Origin of the sequence: Streptomyces atratus (assembly GCF_014648655.1) — a bacterium.
Lineage (GTDB): Bacteria > Actinomycetota > Actinomycetes > Streptomycetales > Streptomycetaceae > Streptomyces > Streptomyces atratus.
Window position 1 is genome coordinate 492,584 of record NZ_BMRN01000001.1, and the last position, 20,985, is coordinate 513,568.

The 20,985-nt window shown below is 68.0% G+C and carries 24 protein-coding genes; 16 read left to right on the forward strand and 8 right to left on the reverse strand.

The features are described 5' to 3' along the window. The first annotated feature begins 278 nt into the window (after positions 1-278). The 5 genes from IEZ15_RS02120 (at position 279) to IEZ15_RS02140 (ending at position 3,565) form a co-directional block, all read left to right on the forward strand. On the forward strand, positions 279-548 hold the full coding sequence (locus tag IEZ15_RS02120; protein ID WP_189273658.1) for a type II toxin-antitoxin system Phd/YefM family antitoxin: 270 nt from the start codon (positions 279-281) through the stop codon (positions 546-548). Beyond that, positions 541-804: a type II toxin-antitoxin system RelE family toxin gene (locus tag IEZ15_RS02125; RefSeq protein ID WP_189273660.1), complete on the forward strand. Its 264-nt coding sequence runs from the start codon at positions 541-543 to the stop codon at positions 802-804. The genes IEZ15_RS02120 and IEZ15_RS02125 overlap by 8 nt, the downstream gene beginning before the upstream one ends. 104 nt (positions 805-908) lie before the next feature. Further along, positions 909-2,096 (forward strand): hypothetical protein, encoded by a 1,188-nt coding sequence (locus IEZ15_RS02130; protein WP_189273662.1) that lies wholly within the window; start codon positions 909-911, stop codon positions 2,094-2,096. 282 nt (positions 2,097-2,378) lie between these two features. Continuing rightward, positions 2,379-2,840: a CPCC family cysteine-rich protein gene (locus tag IEZ15_RS02135; protein WP_189273664.1), complete on the forward strand. Its 462-nt coding sequence runs from the start codon at positions 2,379-2,381 to the stop codon at positions 2,838-2,840. Continuing rightward, positions 2,759-3,565 (forward strand): HEAT repeat domain-containing protein, encoded by an 807-nt coding sequence (locus tag IEZ15_RS02140; RefSeq protein WP_229845687.1) that lies wholly within the window; start codon positions 2,759-2,761, stop codon positions 3,563-3,565. The genes IEZ15_RS02135 and IEZ15_RS02140 overlap by 82 nt, the downstream gene beginning before the upstream one ends. Here the strand turns inward: IEZ15_RS02140 and IEZ15_RS02145 are convergent. The 3 genes from IEZ15_RS02145 to IEZ15_RS02155 form a co-directional block, all read right to left on the reverse strand. Next, positions 3,470-5,056, reverse strand: a complete 1,587-nt coding sequence (locus IEZ15_RS02145) for a GmrSD restriction endonuclease domain-containing protein (RefSeq protein WP_189273667.1) — start codon at positions 5,054-5,056, stop codon at positions 3,470-3,472. The genes IEZ15_RS02140 and IEZ15_RS02145 overlap by 96 nt on opposite strands. A 257-nt stretch (positions 5,057-5,313) precedes the next feature. Further along, positions 5,314-5,844: an NUDIX domain-containing protein gene (locus IEZ15_RS02150; protein ID WP_189273669.1), complete on the reverse strand. Its 531-nt coding sequence runs from the start codon at positions 5,842-5,844 to the stop codon at positions 5,314-5,316. 1 nt (position 5,845) lies between these two features. Continuing rightward, positions 5,846-7,201: an NsdA family TPR-like regulatory protein gene (locus IEZ15_RS02155; protein ID WP_189273671.1), complete on the reverse strand. Its 1,356-nt coding sequence runs from the start codon at positions 7,199-7,201 to the stop codon at positions 5,846-5,848. A 194-nt stretch (positions 7,202-7,395) separates the two neighbouring features. Here IEZ15_RS02155 and IEZ15_RS02160 point away from each other — a divergent pair, with 194 nt between their 5' ends. The 5 genes from IEZ15_RS02160 (at position 7,396) to IEZ15_RS02180 (ending at position 10,706) form a co-directional block, all read left to right on the forward strand. Beyond that, the gene (locus IEZ15_RS02160; protein ID WP_189273673.1) at positions 7,396-8,145 is read left to right on the forward strand and encodes a hypothetical protein; all 750 of its coding nucleotides are present in this window, start codon (positions 7,396-7,398) and stop codon (positions 8,143-8,145) included. A gap of 79 nt (positions 8,146-8,224) precedes the next feature. Beyond that, positions 8,225-9,136, forward strand: coding sequence for a phosphotransferase family protein (locus IEZ15_RS02165; RefSeq protein WP_189273675.1), 912 nt, complete (start codon positions 8,225-8,227; stop codon positions 9,134-9,136). Beyond that, positions 9,137-9,829 carry a class I SAM-dependent methyltransferase gene (locus IEZ15_RS02170; RefSeq protein ID WP_189273677.1) on the forward strand — a complete coding sequence of 231 codons (693 nt, stop codon included), beginning with the start codon at positions 9,137-9,139 and terminating at the stop codon, positions 9,827-9,829. Positions 9,830-9,844: 15 nt separating this feature from the next. Continuing rightward, entirely contained in the window at positions 9,845-10,402 is a 558-nt protein-coding gene (locus IEZ15_RS02175) for an HAD domain-containing protein (RefSeq protein ID WP_189273679.1), read from the forward strand. A gap of 121 nt (positions 10,403-10,523) precedes the next feature. Beyond that, a complete protein-coding gene (locus IEZ15_RS02180) occupies positions 10,524-10,706 on the forward strand; it encodes a hypothetical protein (protein WP_229845688.1) in 183 nt (60 codons plus the stop codon). Between the two features lie 108 nt (positions 10,707-10,814). On the opposite strand, the gene ychF is transcribed toward IEZ15_RS02180, so the two are convergent. Beyond that, entirely contained in the window at positions 10,815-11,903 is a 1,089-nt protein-coding gene (gene ychF, locus IEZ15_RS02185; RefSeq protein WP_093896813.1) for a redox-regulated ATPase YchF, read from the reverse strand. A gap of 241 nt (positions 11,904-12,144) precedes the next feature. Between ychF and IEZ15_RS02190 the strand changes: the two genes are divergently transcribed. After that, a complete protein-coding gene (locus tag IEZ15_RS02190; protein ID WP_189273680.1) occupies positions 12,145-12,750 on the forward strand; it encodes a DUF6542 domain-containing protein in 606 nt (201 codons plus the stop codon). A gap of 84 nt (positions 12,751-12,834) precedes the next feature. Here IEZ15_RS02190 and ppgK read toward each other — a convergent pair whose 3' ends face one another. Next, a complete protein-coding gene (ppgK, locus tag IEZ15_RS02195; protein ID WP_189273682.1) occupies positions 12,835-13,575 on the reverse strand; it encodes a polyphosphate--glucose phosphotransferase in 741 nt (246 codons plus the stop codon). Between the two features lie 67 nt (positions 13,576-13,642). Then, positions 13,643-14,632, reverse strand: a complete 990-nt coding sequence (locus IEZ15_RS02200) for a 4-hydroxy-3-methylbut-2-enyl diphosphate reductase (RefSeq protein WP_189273684.1) — start codon at positions 14,630-14,632, stop codon at positions 13,643-13,645. A gap of 74 nt (positions 14,633-14,706) precedes the next feature. Between IEZ15_RS02200 and IEZ15_RS02205 the strand changes: the two genes are divergently transcribed. From IEZ15_RS02205 to IEZ15_RS02220, 4 genes are all read left to right on the forward strand, one after another. Next, positions 14,707-16,095 carry an APC family permease gene (locus IEZ15_RS02205; protein WP_229845689.1) on the forward strand — a complete coding sequence of 463 codons (1,389 nt, stop codon included), beginning with the start codon at positions 14,707-14,709 and terminating at the stop codon, positions 16,093-16,095. A gap of 40 nt (positions 16,096-16,135) precedes the next feature. Beyond that, on the forward strand, positions 16,136-17,347 hold the full coding sequence (gene xseA / locus IEZ15_RS02210) for an exodeoxyribonuclease VII large subunit (RefSeq protein WP_093896809.1): 1,212 nt from the start codon (positions 16,136-16,138) through the stop codon (positions 17,345-17,347). 113 nt (positions 17,348-17,460) lie between these two features. Beyond that, positions 17,461-17,727 carry an exodeoxyribonuclease VII small subunit gene (locus IEZ15_RS02215; RefSeq protein ID WP_114246423.1) on the forward strand — a complete coding sequence of 89 codons (267 nt, stop codon included), beginning with the start codon at positions 17,461-17,463 and terminating at the stop codon, positions 17,725-17,727. Positions 17,728-18,039: 312 nt separating this feature from the next. Next, entirely contained in the window at positions 18,040-18,630 is a 591-nt protein-coding gene (locus IEZ15_RS02220; RefSeq protein WP_093896807.1) for a malonic semialdehyde reductase, read from the forward strand. A gap of 94 nt (positions 18,631-18,724) precedes the next feature. On the opposite strand, the gene IEZ15_RS02225 is transcribed toward IEZ15_RS02220, so the two are convergent. After that, on the reverse strand, positions 18,725-19,243 hold the full coding sequence (locus IEZ15_RS02225) for a DUF4245 domain-containing protein (protein ID WP_189273686.1): 519 nt from the start codon (positions 19,241-19,243) through the stop codon (positions 18,725-18,727). 142 nt (positions 19,244-19,385) lie between these two features. Here IEZ15_RS02225 and glpX point away from each other — a divergent pair, with 142 nt between their 5' ends. Then, entirely contained in the window at positions 19,386-20,417 is a 1,032-nt protein-coding gene (gene glpX, locus IEZ15_RS02230; RefSeq protein WP_114246420.1) for a class II fructose-bisphosphatase, read from the forward strand. A gap of 124 nt (positions 20,418-20,541) precedes the next feature. Here the strand turns inward: glpX and IEZ15_RS02235 are convergent, their stop codons facing one another. Beyond that, entirely contained in the window at positions 20,542-20,925 is a 384-nt protein-coding gene (locus IEZ15_RS02235) for a WhiB family transcriptional regulator (protein ID WP_189273688.1), read from the reverse strand. Between the last annotated feature and the right edge of the window lie 60 nt (positions 20,926-20,985).

Below are 20,985 nucleotides of genomic sequence, written 5' to 3' on the forward strand. Positions count from 1 at the left end.
GGCGGACGTGCGTGGTCAGGCCGGTGAGGACGCGCACGGCCGCACACCCCAGGGCCGGTACACGCCCATGTGTCCGCGGGGGCAGGCACTCGGCATGCTGCACGGAGTGGCAAACCGTGCCCCGGAGCATCGATCCGACCCGCGAAAACGGGTTTCCGTGCGGCCGCATCCAGCACCGATCCAGCACGATCGGAGTCCATCCAGCACATCCAGCACCGACCGCGACAACAAAGCCTCTCACGTTGTGTACACATGGGACACTCGGTACACTTGAAGACATGACGCACCCACTGCCCATAGAGTCCATCCGCGACGTGCGCGCACACCTGGCCGAGGTCGTGGAGCGTGCTGATCGCGACGACGTGCCCACGGTGATCACACGCCGAGGCAAGGAAGTCGCCGCGGTGGTGTCCATCGAGACCCTGCGCAAGTACCAGGAATGGGAAGAGCGCGAGATCAATCAGATCATCGACGAGCGAATGGCGAACCCCGCGGTCGGCATTCCCCTCGAGGACATCATGAGGGAGACCCTGGCGCGCAGTGAGTGAGTACCGCACCGTCTTCCGACCCGAGGCCCAAGCGGAGCTGCGAAAGATTCCCCGCGACGTGGCACTCCGCATTCTGGCAAAGCTGACCGAGCTGGAAAGGGATCCACTCGGCTTCAGCACCACCGCACTCGTCTCTCAGCCCGATCGCCGTCGCCTACGCGTGGGTGACTACCGCATCGTCTACACGATCGACAACGGAGAGCTGGTGGTGTGGGTTGTGCACGTCGGGCATCGCTCCACCATCTATGACACCTGATCCCGCGCCAGGAATACCTGGCCGGTCAGAATCCGCTGGAGGCAGCGCACCACTGGCCGGGCCGGCCGCGCCGGGTTGTCAGTAGCGCCTGCTTTCATGGCGCCATGAGCACTGTGCACGAGACCGCCGTCCTCCTCCCCAACCCCACCGAACTCCGCTCCCACCTCAGCGCGTTGGCCATTCTGGACGCCACGATCGGCGGCGATCCGCAGTTCTGCTGCTACACCTTCGACACGACTTGGGGCCCCGGCGAAGAGGCAGCCCTGGTGGAGAACGGCTCGGGGGACGACTTCTCCGTCCTCTTCACCCCGGCCGGCGTGCTCATACGCGGCTTCGACCACGAGTCGGAGATGAGCCCGTACGCGACGGACGGCGAGCAGGTCTGGCCGGGCGTCATCGACGAAGTCCCCGCCACTCTGCGTCAACTCCTGGATGAACCCGCCTTCCATGACGAGGGCATCGACGCCCCTCGGGTCACCACCTGCCTGTGGCGGGAGACCGGCGACACGGCCTGGCGCGCCGGCTCCGCCATCGCCTTCCCGCCCGGCAGCGAGGACCCCGACGGCTCCGGTTTCCTCTTCCACCTGCTCACCGACCGCTCCCCCGAGGCGGTCCAGGCCCACTTCGAGGACTACTACGAGCGCCCCATCCCCCTCGACGCCGTCCGCCACGTCCTCTCCGGCCGTCCCCTCACTCCTGCGATCACCGCAGCCCTCAACCCGGCCGCACTTTCGGACAACGCCCTGCTCCGCAGGATCGCCACGCATCCCGAGGCCGCTTCCTACCTGGCCTGCGACGGCGAGTTCGACCTGGCCCGCACCGACCCGGTCGAGCCGATCTCCCTGCCCAACGGCCTCCCGGTGGAGCCCATCGCCAGCTGCAACGCGGGCGGCACCCACTACCTCTGCGGCCCGGCCGCCCTCGGCGGCTCCCGCCCAGTCCTCTACACAGACTCCGAAGGCCGGGCCTCTCTGATCGCCGAGTCCCTCGCCGAGGCCTTGGCCCTCGTCGTCGTCCTCCCGTCCTGGCACGACGCCCTGGCCGGCTTCCGACCCCCGGCCCTCAACTCCGACCACCTCGACGACCACCCGGACCACCCCGCGGTCCGTGACCGTCTCCTCGCCGCCCTGGGACTCCCCCCGGCCACTGAACGGGAAGTCCTGGACCGCCTCCTCACCACCGCCGCCCGTACCGTGCCTGACGGCTTCCTCCCGCGCTGCCCCGATGAGGAGGACTCCTCCTTCCAGCCAATGCTCACCCAGAGCCCGGCGACGACCTCAACCCGCAGGTGACGGCACGTCAGAAGATCCAGCACCCATCCAGCACGGGAACTGGCAAGGGGTCGGCTCCCGAAAGAGTCGACCCCTTGCCACCTGCAAACTTGACGAGTTACCTAGCTCACAGCAACGATCCGCTCACACGTTGAAGCGGAATGTCTGCGAGCCGATCCCGACCTGCGGCGGAGCCGCCCTCAAGCCTCTGACCAGGCACGTCGCCGTCTGGTTGCGTTGGCATCCGACGGGTGTCTACGAGCCTTCTGGGGACTGGCGGACCCTCCGCTGGCCTGGAAATGCATGGCACCGGAACCGGAAGGCCGACGAGACTGCACAGGTGAGCCGCCGCTGCCCCTGTCCTGCTGCGGGCATCTCGTACTGGACGAGATACCCGGCTCGTACACGATCTGCCCCGTCTGCTTCTGGGAGGACGACGGGGTCCAGTTCCGCTGGCCGACCATGACCGGCGGGGCGAACAAGATCTCCCTGATCGAGGCCCAACGCAACTACCAGAACTTCGGCGCCTGCGACGAGCACGACCGCCGCTTCGTCTGGCCTCCGGCAGCAGACGAGCCGCTCGATCCGGCATGGCGCCCAATCGACCTCGCGCGAGACTCCTTCGAGGTATGGGGAACGGAGGACTGGGCCCCGTGGCCGGCGGACCTCTCCGTCCTCTGCTGGTGGCTTCCCACCGGATCGGTTCCGACGCCATCACCGCCATCGTCGACGGGCTCCCATCCCTGGGCGGCTTCGGGCAGCTGACCGCCATCGAGGTCTTCGAGGAGGTGGGAGATCCCCGCTGCGGTCCTGCCCTCATCGGACTGCTGGACAGCGACAACCCGACCGTCCGTGAATGGGCAGCCATGGCGCTGGCGAACCTGGAGATCGACGGCGCCATCGAGCCCCTGCGCCGCGCCCACCGCGCCTGCCTGCGACGCACGACCCCACCCGACTGGACCGAGCCCAGCGGCATTCGCTGGGCTCTGACCGAACTCGGCGACTGCAGCCCTGTCGTCCCGCCGCTCACCGCGCGCCTGCGCGCCACCGCAGCGGACGACGCCCCCGGCTGGCCCTCGGCCCACTTCACCGAGATCATCAACGACCTCGCCGACCACGCCCAGGTGATCCTCTACTCCCAGTTCTGGCAGGTGGACGCCGGTCGCACGTACGGCATCTCGGACACCGGCCTGGACTGGCAACTCGACTGGACTGCGCCTGTCCTGGGCGCACCTGGCCGAAGAGGCTCGCACGTGGTCCCTGCTGGAAGCCTCCGAGGCCCCCGTTGGCGACATCATCTTCGTCGCCCCCACCTGGATCGACCGTACCGACCTACGCCCAGAGAGGTGACCGCTGCCGCTCCAGTCTCACAATCTACAGCTGGATTACCAGGCTCAGGTTCCGCACAACGTTTTGGCGGCCTGCACCAAAAGAACAGTTCGCTCTTCGAGAAAAGTAGAGAAATCATCCCTGAACAGAGAATCGGGTAGAAGTGCACCGCTTTTAATTGCCTCAATATTGGCAGGCATATCAACACGATAGACAGACGGGGCACGGTCGCTAATCTTTCGATTCTCCGCCCGCGAAATGATCGCAAAGTTTGCGAGACAATTCGTAACCTTCTCAGTCGGAGGATTAGGAAGTTTCCTGAGATGCGACCGCGGAAAACAATGGTGATATTCGTGTCGATTGGGCTCCGCAAGCACCTTATCCAATTCGACACCTTGGCCAGACAAAAATGACTTGGGTTTGAGACTCGCCAACAGGAGGATCATGGTCTTGGTCGCCACCGTCCGACTATTGAACTGATTTTCAGTGAAGAACCTTTCATTGACATCGACAGCAACATCTTCAAGGGTCGTGCTGGTGCCGTTCCGCAGCTCAAGGGCCGCCTCGACGTCACGCTTGATGTTTCGCCCCGGGTTCCCGCTATAACGGTGACCAAACGAACTACGCCAGAACCAGCGGAGGAGCACGGTTCGCTCGCCATTCGTGATCGGTTGCGACTGGCGAACCGAGAAGAACGCCGCAAGCGGAATCAGCTGAGCCGAGTAGGGCATGAATTTTAGATGCCGGATCCCCAGATTCGTTCGCACGAAATCGATAGCTAGCCCTAGCGCCTTTTCAACGACCTCGAACGACGCCCGCACATTGGTTCCGTTGATATTCACAAGCGATTCAGGTGCGGGATCGCCCTGCAGAATCGCCGAGCAGCAGCGGAGCATTAGATCGTTATCAGTTCCGATACTACCGAATCCGAAGTTCTCGAACGTCTCCGCCAAAGCAAGAAATTTCTCTTGCAGGTCAAAATCCTCACTCCAGGTCCAAGCGGTAAGGAGTTCAAACATCGTCAGTTCGACGCCCATCCGGTTTACGCGCTCGAAGACGATGGCAACACTTGTCCTATCTTCTGATTCGAACGTTTCGACTGGAATCAGAGCTTCTTTGAACCTTTCCTGGACCTTCACAATTTCGACATTGCGATCAACACTTAGAGGTTTAGTAGCCGAAGAAAAAGCCACGGGGTCAAAGAAACAGTTGAGCGGGAAGTAGCGGTCAGGGGCGTTTGCGATTTCTGATTCCTGCAGGGCCACAAAACGCGTTCCCTGAGCATCCCCCTCAGCCTCAAAGTCATAGTAGACGGGAAGCCAAACTTCGGGGTTCTCCTCTATCGGGGTCAACTCAGTCTGAAAAGTAGAGAAAATGGAAGTTAGTCGTTGCTGCCCATCGAGCACGTAATCAACCGGATAGTCCTTCTCCGGGGGGCGCAGTTCGAATCCACCCAGCTCCTTCTCTGTTTTCAGAGCGGTTCTCGTGCGCCAGAGAAGTACCGATCCGAATGGGAATCCTTTGTAGATACTATCCATGAGGAGGGCAGCACTGGTCGGCTCCCAAATGAACCTTCGTTGGAATCCAGGCACGCGCATAGTTCCACTATGGATTCGCTCAATGGCCTTACGCAACGGCAGTGGCTCACTCACAGAATGCCTCCCGGATGATTACAGATAGTGACCGATCTGATCGTACTAGACGACGGATTCCTTTTTGGCTCTTTGCAGAAATGCGGACTGAAAACCCGGCCTGATGAGCGCTTCACCGCCGTCTGCGTGAGCAACCACGGCCCGCACACCACCGGGATACTGCCGCACTGAACCCGGTGCTGGCATGCGACGGCGTCGCAGAGGGGCGGCTTCGTCCTCGAAGGCGAGCCAAGGCGCCACACATCACCGGGAAAGAATCATTTCCATCCGTCGAGTGACACCCCTTGGCTCCCTTGCAGGTGCCGAGTTAGAGCATTGGCAGTGGTGTCGACGAAGGCGTCAGGGATGGCATCAGCATCAACCCAGCAGACTCTCGAGTGCTTGCGAGGTTCACGGTTTTCGGGTTCGCCGGTCCATTCGTGGGTGGCGAAGACGACCGTGAGGAAGCCGTTGGGTGCTTCGACGCCCCAGGCGCCGTGGATGATGTGGGCGACCTTGAGGGACTCGGGCTTCACCGTGAGGCCCGTCTCCTCGTACAGCTCGCGGACCGCCGTTTCGGTGATGGGTTCGCCCGGTTCGCTCTTGCCGACGGGGAGGTCCCACAGGCCCTGGGCGAACTTGGCGTTCTCGCTGCGCTGGAGGAGCACGACACGGTTGGTGGCCTCGTCGTGGACGATGACGGCCGCGACCAGCAGGGTCATCGATTCAAGCGCCGGCTTGAGGGCTTGGGAGCGGTCGTCGGTCTGCTGAGCCACGGGGTTCCCTTCGTCGGGCGGGTTGTTGGGCATGTTAGGCGAGGGCCTCGCGGGCTCGGCGGGCGAGATCCGCAGCTCCTGGGACGCGGCGGCGCTGGTAGATCGCGATCGTGGAGCGGATCGAGGTGATCGCCTTGCGGGTGCGGTCGGACGTCATGCCTTCCATGAGGACCAGGGCCTGGGTCCAGGCGGCGACGGCTTCGTCGGCTCGGGCCTGGGCGGCGAGGCTGTCGCCGAGGTCGGCGTGGGTGAGGGCATGGACGCGTTTGTACTTCTCCGGGTCCCAGCGGGTGAGCGCGTCACGGTGCTGCTGTTCCGTACCGATGTGGTCGGCGAGGTCGGTCAGCGTGCGTGCGGTGTGGCTGGCCACGGTACCGGCGGCAGGGCCGCTGACACGGGAGAAGCTGGGCTGGGGACCGTCCTCGCGTAGGAGGGCGTCTTCGGCGGCGAGAAGAGCGCGGGCGGCCAATGGGTTCTCGCCGACGGCTGCGTAGGCGCGGGCGTGCGTGATGTGGAGGAGGGCTTCGGTCTGGCCGTCGACGTGGCCGAGGCCACGGGTGAGCGCGCCTTCGACGAGGTCCACGCAGTGGTGGGGTTGCTTGAGGCTGAGGGACTGGTGGGCGAGGGCGCGCATCATCCATGCGGCGTGGCCGTGGGGGTCGGCTTCGCAGGCGAGTTGGTAGCCGACCTGGTAGTAGCGCTGAGCTGCCCCTTCGTGGCCCAGGTCGTGGTGCTTCCACCCTGCGAGGTAGGCGAGTTCGGCGACGGCGCCGAAGGCGGCCTGGCGCAAGGGTTCAGTGGGGAAGCGGCCTCGCAGCATGGGGGCGGCCGTGTCGGCGAGGTAGGCGGTGACCGTGGTCAGGCCGTGCCCGCCACCAAGCCGTTCGTCGGCGGCGCTGAAGGCTGCCGTGATCTGTCGTACGACGTCGATGTCGTCGCTGCCGACGAGGGAGCGGGCGGTGCGGGCACGGAGTATCCGCGAGGTGGCTTCGTGATCGTGCAGGAGCGGCATGGCCACGCCGGCCGTGGTGAAGGCGGCGATGGCGAGGAAGCGGCGGCGTTCGACGTCCGCGCGGCCGAGGTCGGTGACCGCAGTGACGGGGTCGCTGTCCGGTGGCGGCTCCGCGTCGGGTGAGTGGAGACCGAGCCCGGTTCGGGTGACGACGCGTCCCAGCCGCCGGGAGAGGGCTTCAGCAAGGTACTGCCCTGCTCGGCCGGACGGCGCGCGTGCACCACCCACCCAGTGGGAGATGGTCGACTTGTTGGTCTGGAGCAGTTCGCCGTTCTCGGCGGCGATGCGGCGTACGTCCTTGGCGAGCGCGTCGTACGTGCACCCGGCGGCGTTGATCGTGTCGCGCAGGCGGGAGTTGGCGCTGGTCTGTGCTGGCACGATCGCCTCCGCTCCGGATCTGTAAACCGTGTATACCGCTTGACCTCAGTCACACCGTACCCACTCTGTGTAGCGGGCGGTTCACTTATCGACAGCCGCCCCACTCTCGGGCCGGGCGGCCCCCAAGTTCCGTACGCCCCACCGGGCTCGGGCATTCCTATGCCTCGGCCCGGACGATCAGAGACGGAGAAACGGTGACCACCATCGACACCGCGACCATCACGGTCGAGCTGCCCGACGCCTTCGACCCGCGCTGGAACCGCCTGCCCGGCATCCAGGTGGACGGCCGGCACATCACCATCGACCCGGCCGAGTACTTCTTCCGCTTCGAGTCCAGCACCTGGCTCGTCGCCGACTGGGAGTTGGTGAAGGCCCAGCTCCTCGACGTGGACGAGACGACCGAGAGCGCGGTCGAGCAACTCGCACTCGACTTCATCAAGAACCACGGCGAGTCCACCTCCGACGCGGCCCGCGTGCTGGCGACGGCGTACGGGGTGTACTCGTACCTCTTCCGCGAGGAACACCTGGCCGGCCTCGGCCTCCCGCAGATCACCGCCGACCACCTGCGCATGCTGCGCGAGGCGGCCACGCTGATGGCGGTCAACAAGGTCGAGCTGGACGGCCACATCTCCAACGTCGGCCCATGCTGGTTCTTCCCCGCCGCCACATCCGTCGTCTTCGACCTGGACGAGGAGACGGGCGGAATGCTCGACGAGGTCTACCACGGCGGCTGGTTCAACGAGCACCGTCGGATCGAGTCCATCAAGGCCCACGCCGCCCTCGGCGGCCGGCTCGTGCACGGCTGCCAGTCCGTGCCGGACCAGTCCGGCGGCGTCGTCGCGCCCTACGGTGCCTCGATGGCCAACTTCCGTGACGACCTGGCCGAGTTCAAGGCGGGCTGGATCGAGCAGGTCTACGCCCACCGTGTGACCGCAGCCAAGTAACCCCGCCCCCCAGTCCGGCTCCGGGGCGGGCCAGCTCGCGCGCGCCCGCCCCGGAGCCCACCAGCTCCTGGAGACCCCCATGGACCAGAGCCTGCCCGCCGCCTTGCTGAACGACCTGTGCACCCTCGTCGGCAAGCCCCTCCCCGAACGTGCCGAGATTCGTGTCTGGGGCATGTCCGGCGTCGAACGCGTCACCTTCCCAGACGGCACCACGACCGTTTTCAAGTACGCCAAGGACCCCTTCGATCGCGAGGCCCAGGCCCTGCGAGTGGCATACCAGCGCGGGCTCCCGGTCCCCGCCCTCCATGCCACCACGATGCAAGACAAGTGGCTCGGGATGCTCATGGACGACCTCGGCACCCCCGTACGGGACGCAGACGACCTCGACGGTGTCGCCGCCGCCGTGATGCTCCACGCCGCCCGCCCGGCAGGCGGTCTGCCCCTCCTCGACGGGGCGGGCCTCGCAGCCCTGCCGGGCCGAGCCCTCGATCACCTCCAACGGCTGCGGAAAACTGACCGCTGGACGGACTGCGACGACATCAAGACCGCGCTGGGGGAGATCTCCGCCGCGGCCGAGGCCCGTGTCCAGGGGGCGACGCTCGACCCGTTCGGCTGGGTGCACTCCGAGTTCCACCCGACGAGCGTCCACATCGGGGAGAACGGCTGGCATCTCCTCGACTTCGCACGCGCCTTCACCGGCCCCGGCCTGATCGACCTCGCCTCGTACCACGGCACCACCGACGTGCCGAGCCCCTTCCGAATGCGGGTGTTCCTGGAGCAGTACGTCACCGCAGGTGGTCATGAGGACGCCCTCGCCGCCCGGGGCGGCCTGGCCGCCGAGGCATGGGCCCTGGGCTGGCACCGCATGTGGGCCGTGGAGTGGTTCCTGGAGCAGGCCATCCGCTGGATCGACGACCCGGCCAAGGACCCCGCGTACATCCCCGTCGTCCGCCGCCACCTGAACGACGTGGTCCAACTCCTGGAGGTCTAGGTGCTCGCCCAGGTCTCCCCCTGGTACGCCCACGCAGCCCAGCGCACAGCCGCTGCTCCCGCGCACGCACTCACCGCGCCGGCCCGGATGGAATGGAGCACCCACGCGAGCGTCGGTCCCGGAGCTGAGATTCTGGGACGGGATCTGTGCGGCAAGCGCGTCCTGGAGCTGGGCTGCGGCCCCGGCCACAACGTGGCCCACCTCGCGAAGCACCACCAGGCCCGCGTCACCGGCGTGGACCTGGTCGGCCTCCAGGTACGCCGGGCCCGCTCCCACTACGGCCACATCGACGGCGCCACGTTCGCCGCCGGCCACGCACTGCACCACCTGCAGGCCACCGGCCAGACCTTCGACGCGATCTACTCCGTCTTCGGCGCCGTCGGCCTCGTCGCCCCCGAGCTCCTCCTCGCCGCCATTTCCCGACGCCTGAAACCGGGCGGTGCCCTGGCCTTCTCCGTCCCTCACCCGGCACGGGCCGGAAGACATCCATCCACGGACGACCGTCCGCGTGAGGACTACGTCACCATGCCCGACCGCACCCGACTGCCCCTCGCCCGATGGGAGTTCGACGCCCGCCGCTGGGACGCCCACCTCTCCCGGACCGGCCTGCGCATCACCTCGACGGTGGAGCTGCGGCACCCGCGCCGCGACCCGTGGCCCACCACCCTCCTGATCACCGCCCGCAAACGCTGACCGACGGAGGCAACGATGCCCCTGCCCTACCTGCTCCTGGACATCGACGGCGTCCTCGTACCGTTCCCGGCGGCCGACGGCAGCACCCCGCCCACCCACGTCCGCCACACCGTCCTGCCAACCGGCCGGCACCCCGACGACCCCGTCCCGGTCTGGCTCGATCCGAGCCAGGGCAGCATTCTCACCGACCTCCTGACCAGCGGGCTCATCATCCCCGTGTGGTGCACGAGCTGGCGCAAGGACGCCACCACGATCATCGGCCCCCTCCTCGGGCTGCCCGATTTCCCTTACCTCGATCTGCCTCGCCCGCAGATCACCACCAGCCACCCCGACGGCTACCTCTGGAAACGCGACCACGTCGACACCTGGCTCGGCAGAGCTCCCGTCGTCTGGATCGACGACGACTTCACCGTTCTCGACCACGGGTGGGCACAAGAGCGCACCGCCCGCGGGCTGCCCACTCTCCTCATCCAGCCCGACCCGTACGTCGGGCTCCGTGCAGACCACCTCGTAGAGGTGCGGGAGTGGGCAACTCGGCAGTCGGGCACAAATGAAGCCCTGGACGCCGTATAGAGACACCAACGGCACAGTGGTACGGAGGCGGGCCCGCATCCTGCCCTGCAGACCCGCCTCATCTGTGATGCTCTACCTACGCGGGCGACGCCTGGCAGCGCCCGTAAGCGGTTGAGTTGCCATGGCTGGCATCGCGGCCGTGAAGACGGTCTCCGAGCGCCTCGGCCACACCAACGCGGCCATGACGCTGAACATCTACACCCACCTGTGGCCCGACTCCGAGGAGCGGACCCGGGCCGCCGTCGACAAGGCGTACGCGGACCAGTCCGCCGACGCCCGGCCACAGGTCGACGAAGCGGCATAGCCGCTCCCCCGCGCGCTGACCGAAGTCAGCACGCTGCGGACTCTGTGCGGACCACAAAGGCCGCCCAACCCGCTCCGTCGCAGGTCAGACGGCCTTTCGCCGGACGTATTAGACGTTGAAGCGGAACTCCACCACGTCCCCGTCCTGCATCACATAGTCCTTGCCCTCCATGCGGGCCTTGCCCTTGGCGCGGGCCTCGGCGACCGAGCCCATTTCGACCAGGTCCTCGAAGGAGACGATCTCCGCCTTGATGAAGCCCTTCTGGAAGTCGGTGTGGATCACACCGGCCGCCTCGGGGGCCGTGGCGCCCTTCTTGATCGTCCAGGCTCGGGCTTCCTTCGGGCCTGCCGTGAGGTAGGTCTGCAGGCCCAGGGTGTCGAAGCCGACGCGGCCGAGGGTGGCGAGGCCGGGCTCTTCCTGGCCCATGGACTGGAGGAGTTCGAGGGCCTCGTCGTCGTCGAGCTCGATCAGCTCGGACTCGATCTTGGCGTTGAGGAAGATCGCCTCGGCGGGAGCGACCAGGGCGCGCTGCTCGTTCTTGAAGTCCTCGTCGACCAGCTCGTCCTCGTCGACGTTGAAGACGTAGAGGAAAGGCTTGGTGGTGAGGAGGTGCAGCTCGTGGAGGAGCTTGCCCTTCTCCGTACCTGCGGTGATGCCCGCGGCGAAGAGGGTCTGGCCGGACTCGAGGATCTTCTGGGCCTCCTCGACCGCGGCGAGGACCGCGACCTTCTCCTTCTGGAGGCGGGACTCCTTCGTGAGGCGCGGGACGGCCTTCTCGACGGACTGGAGGTCGGCGAGGATCAGCTCGGTGTTGATCGTCTCGATGTCGTCCTTGGGAGAGATCTTGCCGTCGACGTGGACGACGTTCTCGTCCTTGAAGGCGCGGATGACCTGGCAGATCGCGTCGGACTCGCGGATGTTCGCGAGGAACTTGTTGCCCAGGCCCTCACCCTCCGAAGCGCCTCGGACGATGCCGGCGATGTCGACGAAGTCGACCGTCGCGGGGAGCAGCCGCTGGGAGCCGAAGATCTCCGCCAGCTTGTTCAGGCGCGAGTCGGGGACGCCGACGACGCCCACGTTCGGCTCGATCGTGGCGAACGGGTAGTTGGCCGCCAGCACGTCGTTCTTGGTCAGGGCGTTGAACAGGGTCGACTTGCCGACATTCGGCAGGCCGACGATTCCGATCGTGAGCGACACGTTGGCGACTTCCTGAGGAGTGAGGAGGAGGGATGAGGAGGTGGTGGGACGGGCGGAAAAGCGTCGGGCCCGGGTGGGCCGATTCTCCAGTTTACGGGCGGGGGCAACCGGGCAGCCACGGGTCCGGTCGGGCGTCGATTCGGTTCCCGTTCGGCCGTGTGGCATCGAACTCACCCCCTAGGTCGCCCAAAGCGCGTGTCCCGCACCCGTTTCCTCCCGCCCGTCGACCTACGTTGTCCCGGTGGAGCAGCACAGGACACGTCCCCCGCAGCGCAGGCAGTCTCGGCAGGCCCCGCTGTCCCCGCAGGGCACCATCGACGAAGCCGCCGCCGTCTATCGGGTGATGGACGCGAAGCCGGAGGGCCGGTCCCGGCCGGTGCCGCCTGCCGTTCTCGCCCTGCGCAGGCTGCCGAATCCCCGGCTGACCGGCATCGGTGCGGGGCTCTTCGCCGCCGCCTCCATGTTCCTGCTGGCGTGCCTCGACCAGCTGGTCCTCGACGGTTCATCGACCGTGTTCGGAGTGCTGTTCCTGCCGGTCAGCGCGCTGACCGCGCTGTGGGTAAGGCCCGCGGACCTGGTGACCGCGCCGATCATCGTGCCGATCGCATTCGCCGTCGGCGTCATCCCGATCTCCGGCGGCACGGGCGGCTTCGGCGGCCAGACCATGGCGCTCGTCACCGCGCTCGCCGTACATGCCGGGTGGCTGTACGGCGGGACGCTCATCGCCGGACTCATCGCGACCGTACGGAAGGTACGGCTGATGCGACAGCGGCAACGTCAGCGTCGGATGCTGCTCGCCGCGCAGACAGCGCGGCCCGCCCAGCCGCCCCGTCGCCCCCAGCGCTGACCGGGGCCGGGGGCCGAGGAACGGCGGCCGCGTCGCCCCCGGCGGTGACCGGGGGCCGCAGGGCAGGACGGGGCCGAGTGAGCCCTACACCGTTTTCGCCGCCGCCATCGCCGCTCCCACGATGCCCGCGTTGTTCTGCAGCTCCGCCGGCACCATCTCGGCCCGTACATGTTCGATCAGCGGCAGGAACTTGTCGGCCTTGCGGCTGACTCCGCCGCCGATGATGAAGAGTTCGGGCGAGAACAGCATCTCCACATGGGTCAGGTACCTCTGCACCCGGTGCGCCCAGTGGTGCCAGCTCAGCTGCTCGTCCTCCTTGGCCTTGGTGGAGGCGTGCTTCTCCGCGTCGTGGCCGTTCAGCTCCAGGTGGCCCAGCTCGGTGTTGGGGACGAGCTTGCCGTCGATGAAGAGGGCGCTGCCGATTCCCGTACCGAGCGTCAGTACGATCACCGTCCCCTTGCGGCCGCGCCCCGCGCCGAACGCCATCTCCGCGATGCCGGCCGCGTCGGCGTCGTTCAGGACGGTGACGGGAAGGCCGAGTCTGTCGCCGAGCAGTCCGCGGGCGTCCCTGTCGATCCAGCCCTTGTCGACATTGGCCGCGGTGCGTGTGCAGCCGCTCGTGACGACGCCCGGGAAGGTGATGCCCACCGGGCCCGACCAGTCGAAATGACCGACCACCTCGGCCACGCAATCGGCCACGTCCTTGGGCGTGGCCGGGTGCGGTGTCAGTACTTTGTGGCGCTCCTGCGCCAGGTCTCCGCGGTCCAGGTCCACGGGAGCACCCTTGATCCCGGATCCGCCGATGTCCACGCCGAAGATCTGCATGCAGTCCACGGTACGGGCAGGTGGCCCGGCCCACTTCCCGGAACGGGAAGCCGTCGGCAGGAAGCCGTCACTTCTCCACGAGCGCCGCGGCCTCGGCGCGCAGGTCGCGGCGGAGTTCCTTGGGCAGCGAGAACGTGATGGACTCCTCGGCCGCCTTCACGATCTCCACGTCCTCGAAACCGCGCTCCGAGAGCCACGCCAGGACGCCGTCGACCAGGACCTCGGGAACGGACGCGCCCGAGGTGACGCCGACCGTGGAGACACCCTCCAGCCAGGCCTCGTCGATTTCGTCGGCGAAGTCGACCAGATGGGCGTCGTTCGCACCGGCGCCGAGGGCGACCTCGACCAGGCGGACCGAGTTCGAGGAGTTCTTGGAGCCGACGACGATCACGAGGTCGGCGTCCGCGCCCATCTGCTTCACGGCGATCTGGCGGTTCTGCGTGGCGTAGCAGATGTCGTCGCTGGGCGGCGAGATCAGGAGCGGGAACTTCTCCTTGAGCGCGCCGACCGTCTCCATCGTCTCGTCGACGGAGAGCGTGGTCTGGGAGAGCCAGACGACCTTCGACGGGTCGCGCACCTCGACAGCGGCGACGTCCTCGGGGCCGTCGACCAGCGTGATGTGCTCGGGGGCCTCGCCGGAGGTGCCGATGACCTCCTCGTGGCCCTCGTGGCCGATCAGGAGGATGTCGAAGTCGTCCTGCGCGAAGCGGACGGCTTCCTTGTGGACCTTGGTGACCAGGGGGCAGGTCGCGTCGATCGTGGCGAGCTTCCGCTCGGCCGCCTCCTCGTGCACGGTCGGCGAGACGCCGTGCGCGGAGAACATCACGATCGAGCCCTCGGGGACCTCCGCCGTCTCCTCGACGAAGATCGCGCCCTTCTTCTCCAGGGTTTGCACGACGTACTTGTTGTGGACGATCTCGTGGCGCACGTACACCGGGGAGCCGTACTGTTCCAGGGCTTTCTCCACAGCGATCACGGCACGGTCCACGCCCGCGCAGTAGCCACGGGGAGCGGCGAGCAGGACGCGGCGGGGTGTCGTAGCAGTCATGCGTCCCATCGTAAGGCCGAGCCGAACGCGCGGAAGATCGGCTCGGTCGCGAGACTGATGCGTACGCGATCGACGGAGGGCTCATGTCGGGGACGGGCGGCGGCAGCGGCGGCGGGGTCACGGCGGCGAAGGGGGCGCACCGGGAGGAAGGCAGGCTGCGGCGGACACTCGGCTTCCGGGATCTGGTGGTCTACGGGCTCCTCTTCATCGCTCCGATGGCGCCTGTCGGCGTATTCGGCACACTCGATGCGAAATCGGACGGTGCGGTCGCGCTGGTCTATGTCGCGGCGACCGTCGTGATGGCGTTCACGGCCTTCAGCTACGCCCAGATGGTGCGGGTCGCCCCGTTGGCGGGCTCGGTCTTCGCGTACGCCCGCAAGGGGCTCGGGGAAGGGCCGGGGTTCATCGCCGGGTGGATGGCGATGCTCGACTATCTGCTGATCCCCGCGGTCGCCTATCTCTTCTCCGGGATCGCGCTGAACTCGCTCGTGCCGTCGGTGTCGAGGTGGGTGTGGACGGCGCTCGCGGTCGTCATCACCACGCTGCTCAATCTCTGGGGTGTACGGGCTGCCGCCCGGGTCGGCTTCGCGGTGCTCGCGATGGAGATCGCGGTGCTGCTGGTGTTCCTGGTGTCGGCGGTGGTGGTTCTTGTACGGGACGGGGCGCAGCGCGGCTGGCTGACCCCGCTCACCGGCGATTCCGGCTTCTCCGCTTCGGCGGTGCTGGGGGCGGTGTCGGTGGCCGTGCTGTCGTATCTGGGCTTCGACGCGATCGCCTCGTTCGCGGAGGAGGTGACGGGGGGCTCGTCGGAGGTGGCGCGTGCGGTGCTGTTCTGTCTGGTGCTCGCGGGTGCGCTGTTCGTGGCGCAGGGGTATCTGGCAGCGCTGCTGGAGCCGATGACATCGGCGGAGCTGGCCGCCGATCCGGCCGCGCAGGGGTCGGCGTTCTACGACACGGTGGACTTTGCGGTCGGGACCTGGCTGCACGATCTGGTGGCGGTCAGCAAGGCGATCGGGGCGGCCTTCGCGGCACTGGCCGGGCAGGCGGCCGCGGGGCGGCTGCTGTTCGCGATGGCCAGGGAGCGGCGGCTGCCCCTGCTGCTGTCCAAGGTCGACCCGCGGTCCGGGGTGCCGCGGGTCGCGATCCTGCTCGCCGCGACGGTGACGCTGGTGGCGGCGGTGTGGGCGGCCCGGCGCGCCGACGGTCTCGACCGTCTGGTTTCGGTCGTCGACATCGGTGCGCTGACGGCGTTCGTGCTGCTGCACGCGTCGGTGGTCGGCTGGTTCGCCGTACGCCGGATGGAGGGGCCGCCCAGCTGGTGGCGGCATGTGCTGGTGCCGGTGGTGGGTGCGGGGGTGCTGATCGCGGTGATCGTGGAGGCGGCCGCGAGCGCTCAGGTGGTGGGGGTGTGCTGGCTGGGGGTGGGGCTGGCGGTACTGGCGGCGCAGCGGTGGCGGGGCCCGGCTGTGTAGGGCTGCCTTGTTGTCCGTGCCGGCGGATACGCTCGCTCGCATGGCTCTCAATACGTCCGCGGAAGCCCCGCTGCCCGTCGGTGAAGTGTCACGGCTCATCGGCGGATGGATCGACCGGCTCGGGGCCGTCTGGGTCGAGGGGCAGATCACCCAGCTGTCGCGGCGGCCGGGCGCCGGGGTGGTGTTCCTGACGCTGCGCGACCCGTCGCACGACATCTCGGTGAGCGTGACCTGCTTCCGGCAGGTCTTCGACCGGATCGCGGATGTCGTGACGGAGGGAGCGCGGGTCGTCGTGCTCGCCAAGCCCGAGTGGTACGCGCCGCGCGGCCAGCTGTCCCTGCGGGCCACGGAGATACGGCCGGTCGGCATCGGTGAGCTGCTGGTCCGGCTTGAGCAGCTCAAGAAGTCGCTGGCCTCGGAGGGGCTCTTCGCGCTCGACCGGAAGAAGCCGCTGCCGTTCCTGCCGCAGCTGATCGGACTGGTCTGCGGCCGGGCCTCGGCGGCCGAGCGCGACGTCCTGGAGAACGCGCGGCGGCGGTGGCCCGCGGTCCGGTTCGAGGTGCGCAACACGGCGGTGCAGGGGGTGCACGCGGTGAATCAGGTCGTCCAGGCCGTGAAGGAGCTGGACGACCTCCCGGACGTCGACGTGATCGTGGTGGCGCGGGGTGGCGGCAGTGTGGAGGATCTGCTGCCGTTCTCGGACGAGCAGCTGATCCGTACGGTCGCCGCGTGCCGTACGCCGGTGGTGTCGGCGATCGGTCATGAGCCGGACTCCCCGCTGCTCGACCTGGTCGCGGATCTGCGGGCCTCCACTCCGACGGATGCGGCGAAGAAGGTCGTGCCCGATGTGGGCGAGGAGCTGGACCGGGTGCAGCAGCTGCGGGACCGTGCGCTGCGGACGGTACGGGGGCTGCTGGACCGGGAGGAGCGGGGGCTGGCGCATGCGCTGGGCCGGCCGGCGATGGAGTATCCCCAGCGGATGGTGGACGAACGGGCGTCGGAGATCGATGCGCTGATCGGGCGGGGCCGGCGGGTGCTGGGGCATCTGCTGGACCGGGCGGACTCGGAGCTCGCCCATACCCGGGCGCGGGTGGTCGCGTTGTCGCCCGCGGCGACGCTGGAGCGCGGGTATGCCGTGCTGCAGCGGGCGGACGGCCATGTGGTGCGGGCTCCCGCGGACGCGGGGGCGCCGGGCGATGTGCTTCGGGCGCGGGTTTCGGGGGGCGAGTTCGCGGTGCGGGTGAGCGAGTGAGGGAGCGGGGGTTCGGTGCGGGGCGGGCGAGGCGGACGGGCGCCGAGGCGGCGCGAAAGCGATGACGGGCGAGGCAGGAGGCTCCTGATGGGACGGAACGTAGGGTGGGGCGCATGACGGACGACGGGACTACGACGGCTGGTGCCGCGGGCACGCTCGGATACGAGCAGGCCCGTGACGAGCTGATCGAGGTGGTACGCCGCCTGGAGGCGGGCGGTACGACGCTGGAGGAGTCCCTCGCGCTGTGGGAGCGGGGCGAGGAGCTGGCGAAGGTGTGCCGGCACTGGCTGGAAGGCGCGCGCGCACGGCTGGACGCGGCCCTGGCGGGGCCGGCCGACCTCCAGGAGAGCGGCGGCGGCACGACAGCCGACAACGGCTGAGGCCTCCCCGACTTCCCCGGCTCTCCGGCTTTCCGGCTTTCCGGCTTTCCGGCTTTCCGGACGAGGCCGACCACGGCGACGCGGGCGGGCGGCAGGCGGCAGACGGCAGACGGCAGACGGCAGACGGCAGACGGCAGACGGCAGACGGCAGACGGCAGACGCGATCGGAGCCCTTGCCGGCGAATGGCACAAGAGGCCCGCGCTGTGGAACAGATCACTCCCTTCCACTTTTAGTTGAAAGTTAACCTACCTCTCCCGTAGCGTGGCCGTCGTTGCTTGATCCCCGTGTACGCCCGGAAGGTAAAACGCAAGATGTCCCTCGTTCTTGACCCCGCCGCCCAGGACCTCCTCTTCCGTGAGGCCCGCACCGCCAACACCTTCACCGACGAGCCGGTGACCGAGGAGCAGGTCCAGGCGATCTACGACCTGGTCAAGTACGGCCCCACCGCGTTCAACCAGTCGCCGCTGCGCGTCGTCCTGGTCCGCTCCGACGACGCCCGTGCGCGCCTCGTCAAGCACATGGCCGAGGGCAACCAGCCGAAGACCTCGACCGCCCCGCTGGTCGCCATCCTGGTCGCCGACAACGAGTTCCACGAGGAGCTCCCGGCCCTGATGCCGCACTTCCCGCAGGCCAAGGACGCGTTCTTCTCCGAGCGCCCGGTCCGCGAGTCGTCCGCCGCCCTCAACGGTGCGCTGCAGGCCGCGTACTTCATCATCGGCGTCCGCGCCGCCGGCCTCGCCGCGGGCCCGATGACCGGCTACGACGCCGCGGGCATCGAGAAGGAGTTCCTGGACGGCGACCACAAGGTGCTGATGGTCGTGAACATCGGCAAGCCGGGCGAGGACGCCTGGTTCCCGCGTCTGCCGCGCCTCGCCTACGACGAGGTCATCACGACCGTCTGACCGTCGCCACGCGTACGGAGGAGGCCCTGGAGCGCTCGATGCTCCAGGGCCTCCTCCGTACGCCGCGTACGAGGCAGATGCCCCGTACAGGACATCAGGACGACTTGAGTGCGGCGGCCATCTCCGCCAGCCGCTCCGTCGAGGCGGAACCCGTGACCACCGTGGTCGCACCCTTGTCCTGGCGCACGAGGGCGTCGTACTTCTCGCCCTTCCAGTGCTGCCAGGTCTCGCCCGCGACCTGCCGCGTACGCCCGGTGTCCTTGGCGTCCCGGCTGACCTCGGTCACATACTTCTTCGCCGGGGACGTGGACTGCTCCACCGCGACGTACTTGCCCTCCGGGTCCAGGAAGCCCAGGTGCCAGCCGTTGCCCGCCTTGCGGTCGTAACTGACCGAGGTCGGCTTCCACTCCTTGGCGAGTCCGTCCGGGGCGGCCACCGGGTACGGTGCCGCGCGCCGCGCCGTCAGGAGCTCCACCCGGTAGTCGACCGCCTTGACCGGGTTGGCGTTCTCGTCGTGCGGAATGAAGATGTAAACGAGCCCTGCCGCAGCGGAGACCACCGCCATCGACAGGAACATGTCCCGCACCGTCTGCTTGCCTCGCTTGCTAGCCACGGGTCCATGGTCGCATTAGGCCTGGCGGGCCCGACCCGGGGGCAGCCCGCTCATACGTGACCCGGTCTGCTCATTCTGTCGACCTGACGATAGAGTCAGAGCACCCTCTTCCGGTCGTCGCCGTACAGAAAGGTGCGCTCCGATGTCCGAGCATCATCTGCCGTCTCAGCTAGAGGTCTCCCCGGAGGCCCCCGACCGCAACCTCGCCCTGGAGCTGGTCCGGGTCACCGAGGCCGCCGCCATGGCAGCAGGGCGCTGGGTCGGCCGCGGCGACAAGATCGGCGCCGACGGCGCCGCCGTGAAGGCCATGCGGACCCTCGTCTCCACCGTCTCGATGAACGGCGTCGTCGTCATCGGTGAGGGCGAGAAGGACGAGGCCCCCATGCTGTTCAACGGCGAGCGCGTCGGTGACGGAACCGGTCCCGAGGTCGACATCGCCGTTGACCCGATCGACGGTACGACCCTGAACGCCAAGGGCATGCCGAACGCGATCGCCGTACTGGCCGCCGCCGACCGCGGCGCCATGTTCGACCCGTCCGCGGTCTTCTACATGGACAAGCTGGTCACCGGCCCCGAGGCCGCCGACTTCGTCGACATCAATGCGCCTGTCTCGGTGAACATCCGCCGTGTCGCGAAGGCGAAGAACTCCGCCCCCGAGGACGTCACCGTCGTCATCCTCGACCGCCCCCGCCACGACGGCATCGTCAAGCAGATCCGGGAGACCGGCGCCCGGATCAAGTTCATCTCCGACGGCGATGTCGCGGGCTCGATCATGGCCGCCCGCGAGGGGACCGGCGTCGACCTGCTCATGGGCGTCGGCGGCACCCCCGAGGGCATCATCTCGGCCTGCGCCATAAAGTGCCTCGGCGGTGTCATCCAGGGCAAGCTCTGGCCCAAGGACGAGGCCGAGCGGCAGCGCGCGCTGGACGCCGGGCACGACCTGGACCGGGTCCTGTCCACCGACGACCTGGTCAGCGGCGACAACGTGTTCTTCGTCGCGACCGGCATCACGGACGGTGAGCTGATGCGCGGTGTGCGGTACCGCGCGGAAACGGCGACCACCGAGTCCATCGTCATGCGGTCCAAGTCCGGCACCATCCGGAAGATCGACTCGACCCACCGGCTGTCGAAGCTGCGCGCCTACAGCGCGATCGACTTCGACCGCGCGAAGTAGGTCCCGTCCCCGAGGTTCGGGGAGCGGAACGCGAAGAGGCGCCCCCGTGTGCGGTGGGGGCGCCTCTTCGCGGTACGGGACGCGGGGCATCGGTTCAGGCCGGCCCCGGCACCCCGTCGGCCGGTCAACCCGCCGCGGCTATGCGGCCCGCCGCGGCGGAGGAAGCGGACGACGCCTTGAGTTCCATCTCGCGCCGTCTGCGACGGGCGAGCACCACACGGCGCTCGGCGGCGGTGAGGCCGCCCCACACCCCGTACGGCTCCGGCTGTATGAGTGCGTGTTCCTGGCATTCGACCATCACCGGGCAGCGCGCGCAGACCCGCTTCGCGGACTCCTCGCGCGCGAGTCTGGCAGCGGTCGGCTCCTTCGAAGGGGCGAAGAACAGCCCGGCTTCGTCCCGGCGGCACACCGCCTCCGAGTGCCAGGGGCCGGCCTGGTCCTCCCGCACGGGGGTGCGCTGGGGAGGGAGGGCGGCGACCTGCAGGGGCTGATGCGGCAGTTGCAGCACGGTCTACTCCTGACGACGGCTTCGCGAGCGAGAGACGATGCAGCACTCCCTACCCGCTGT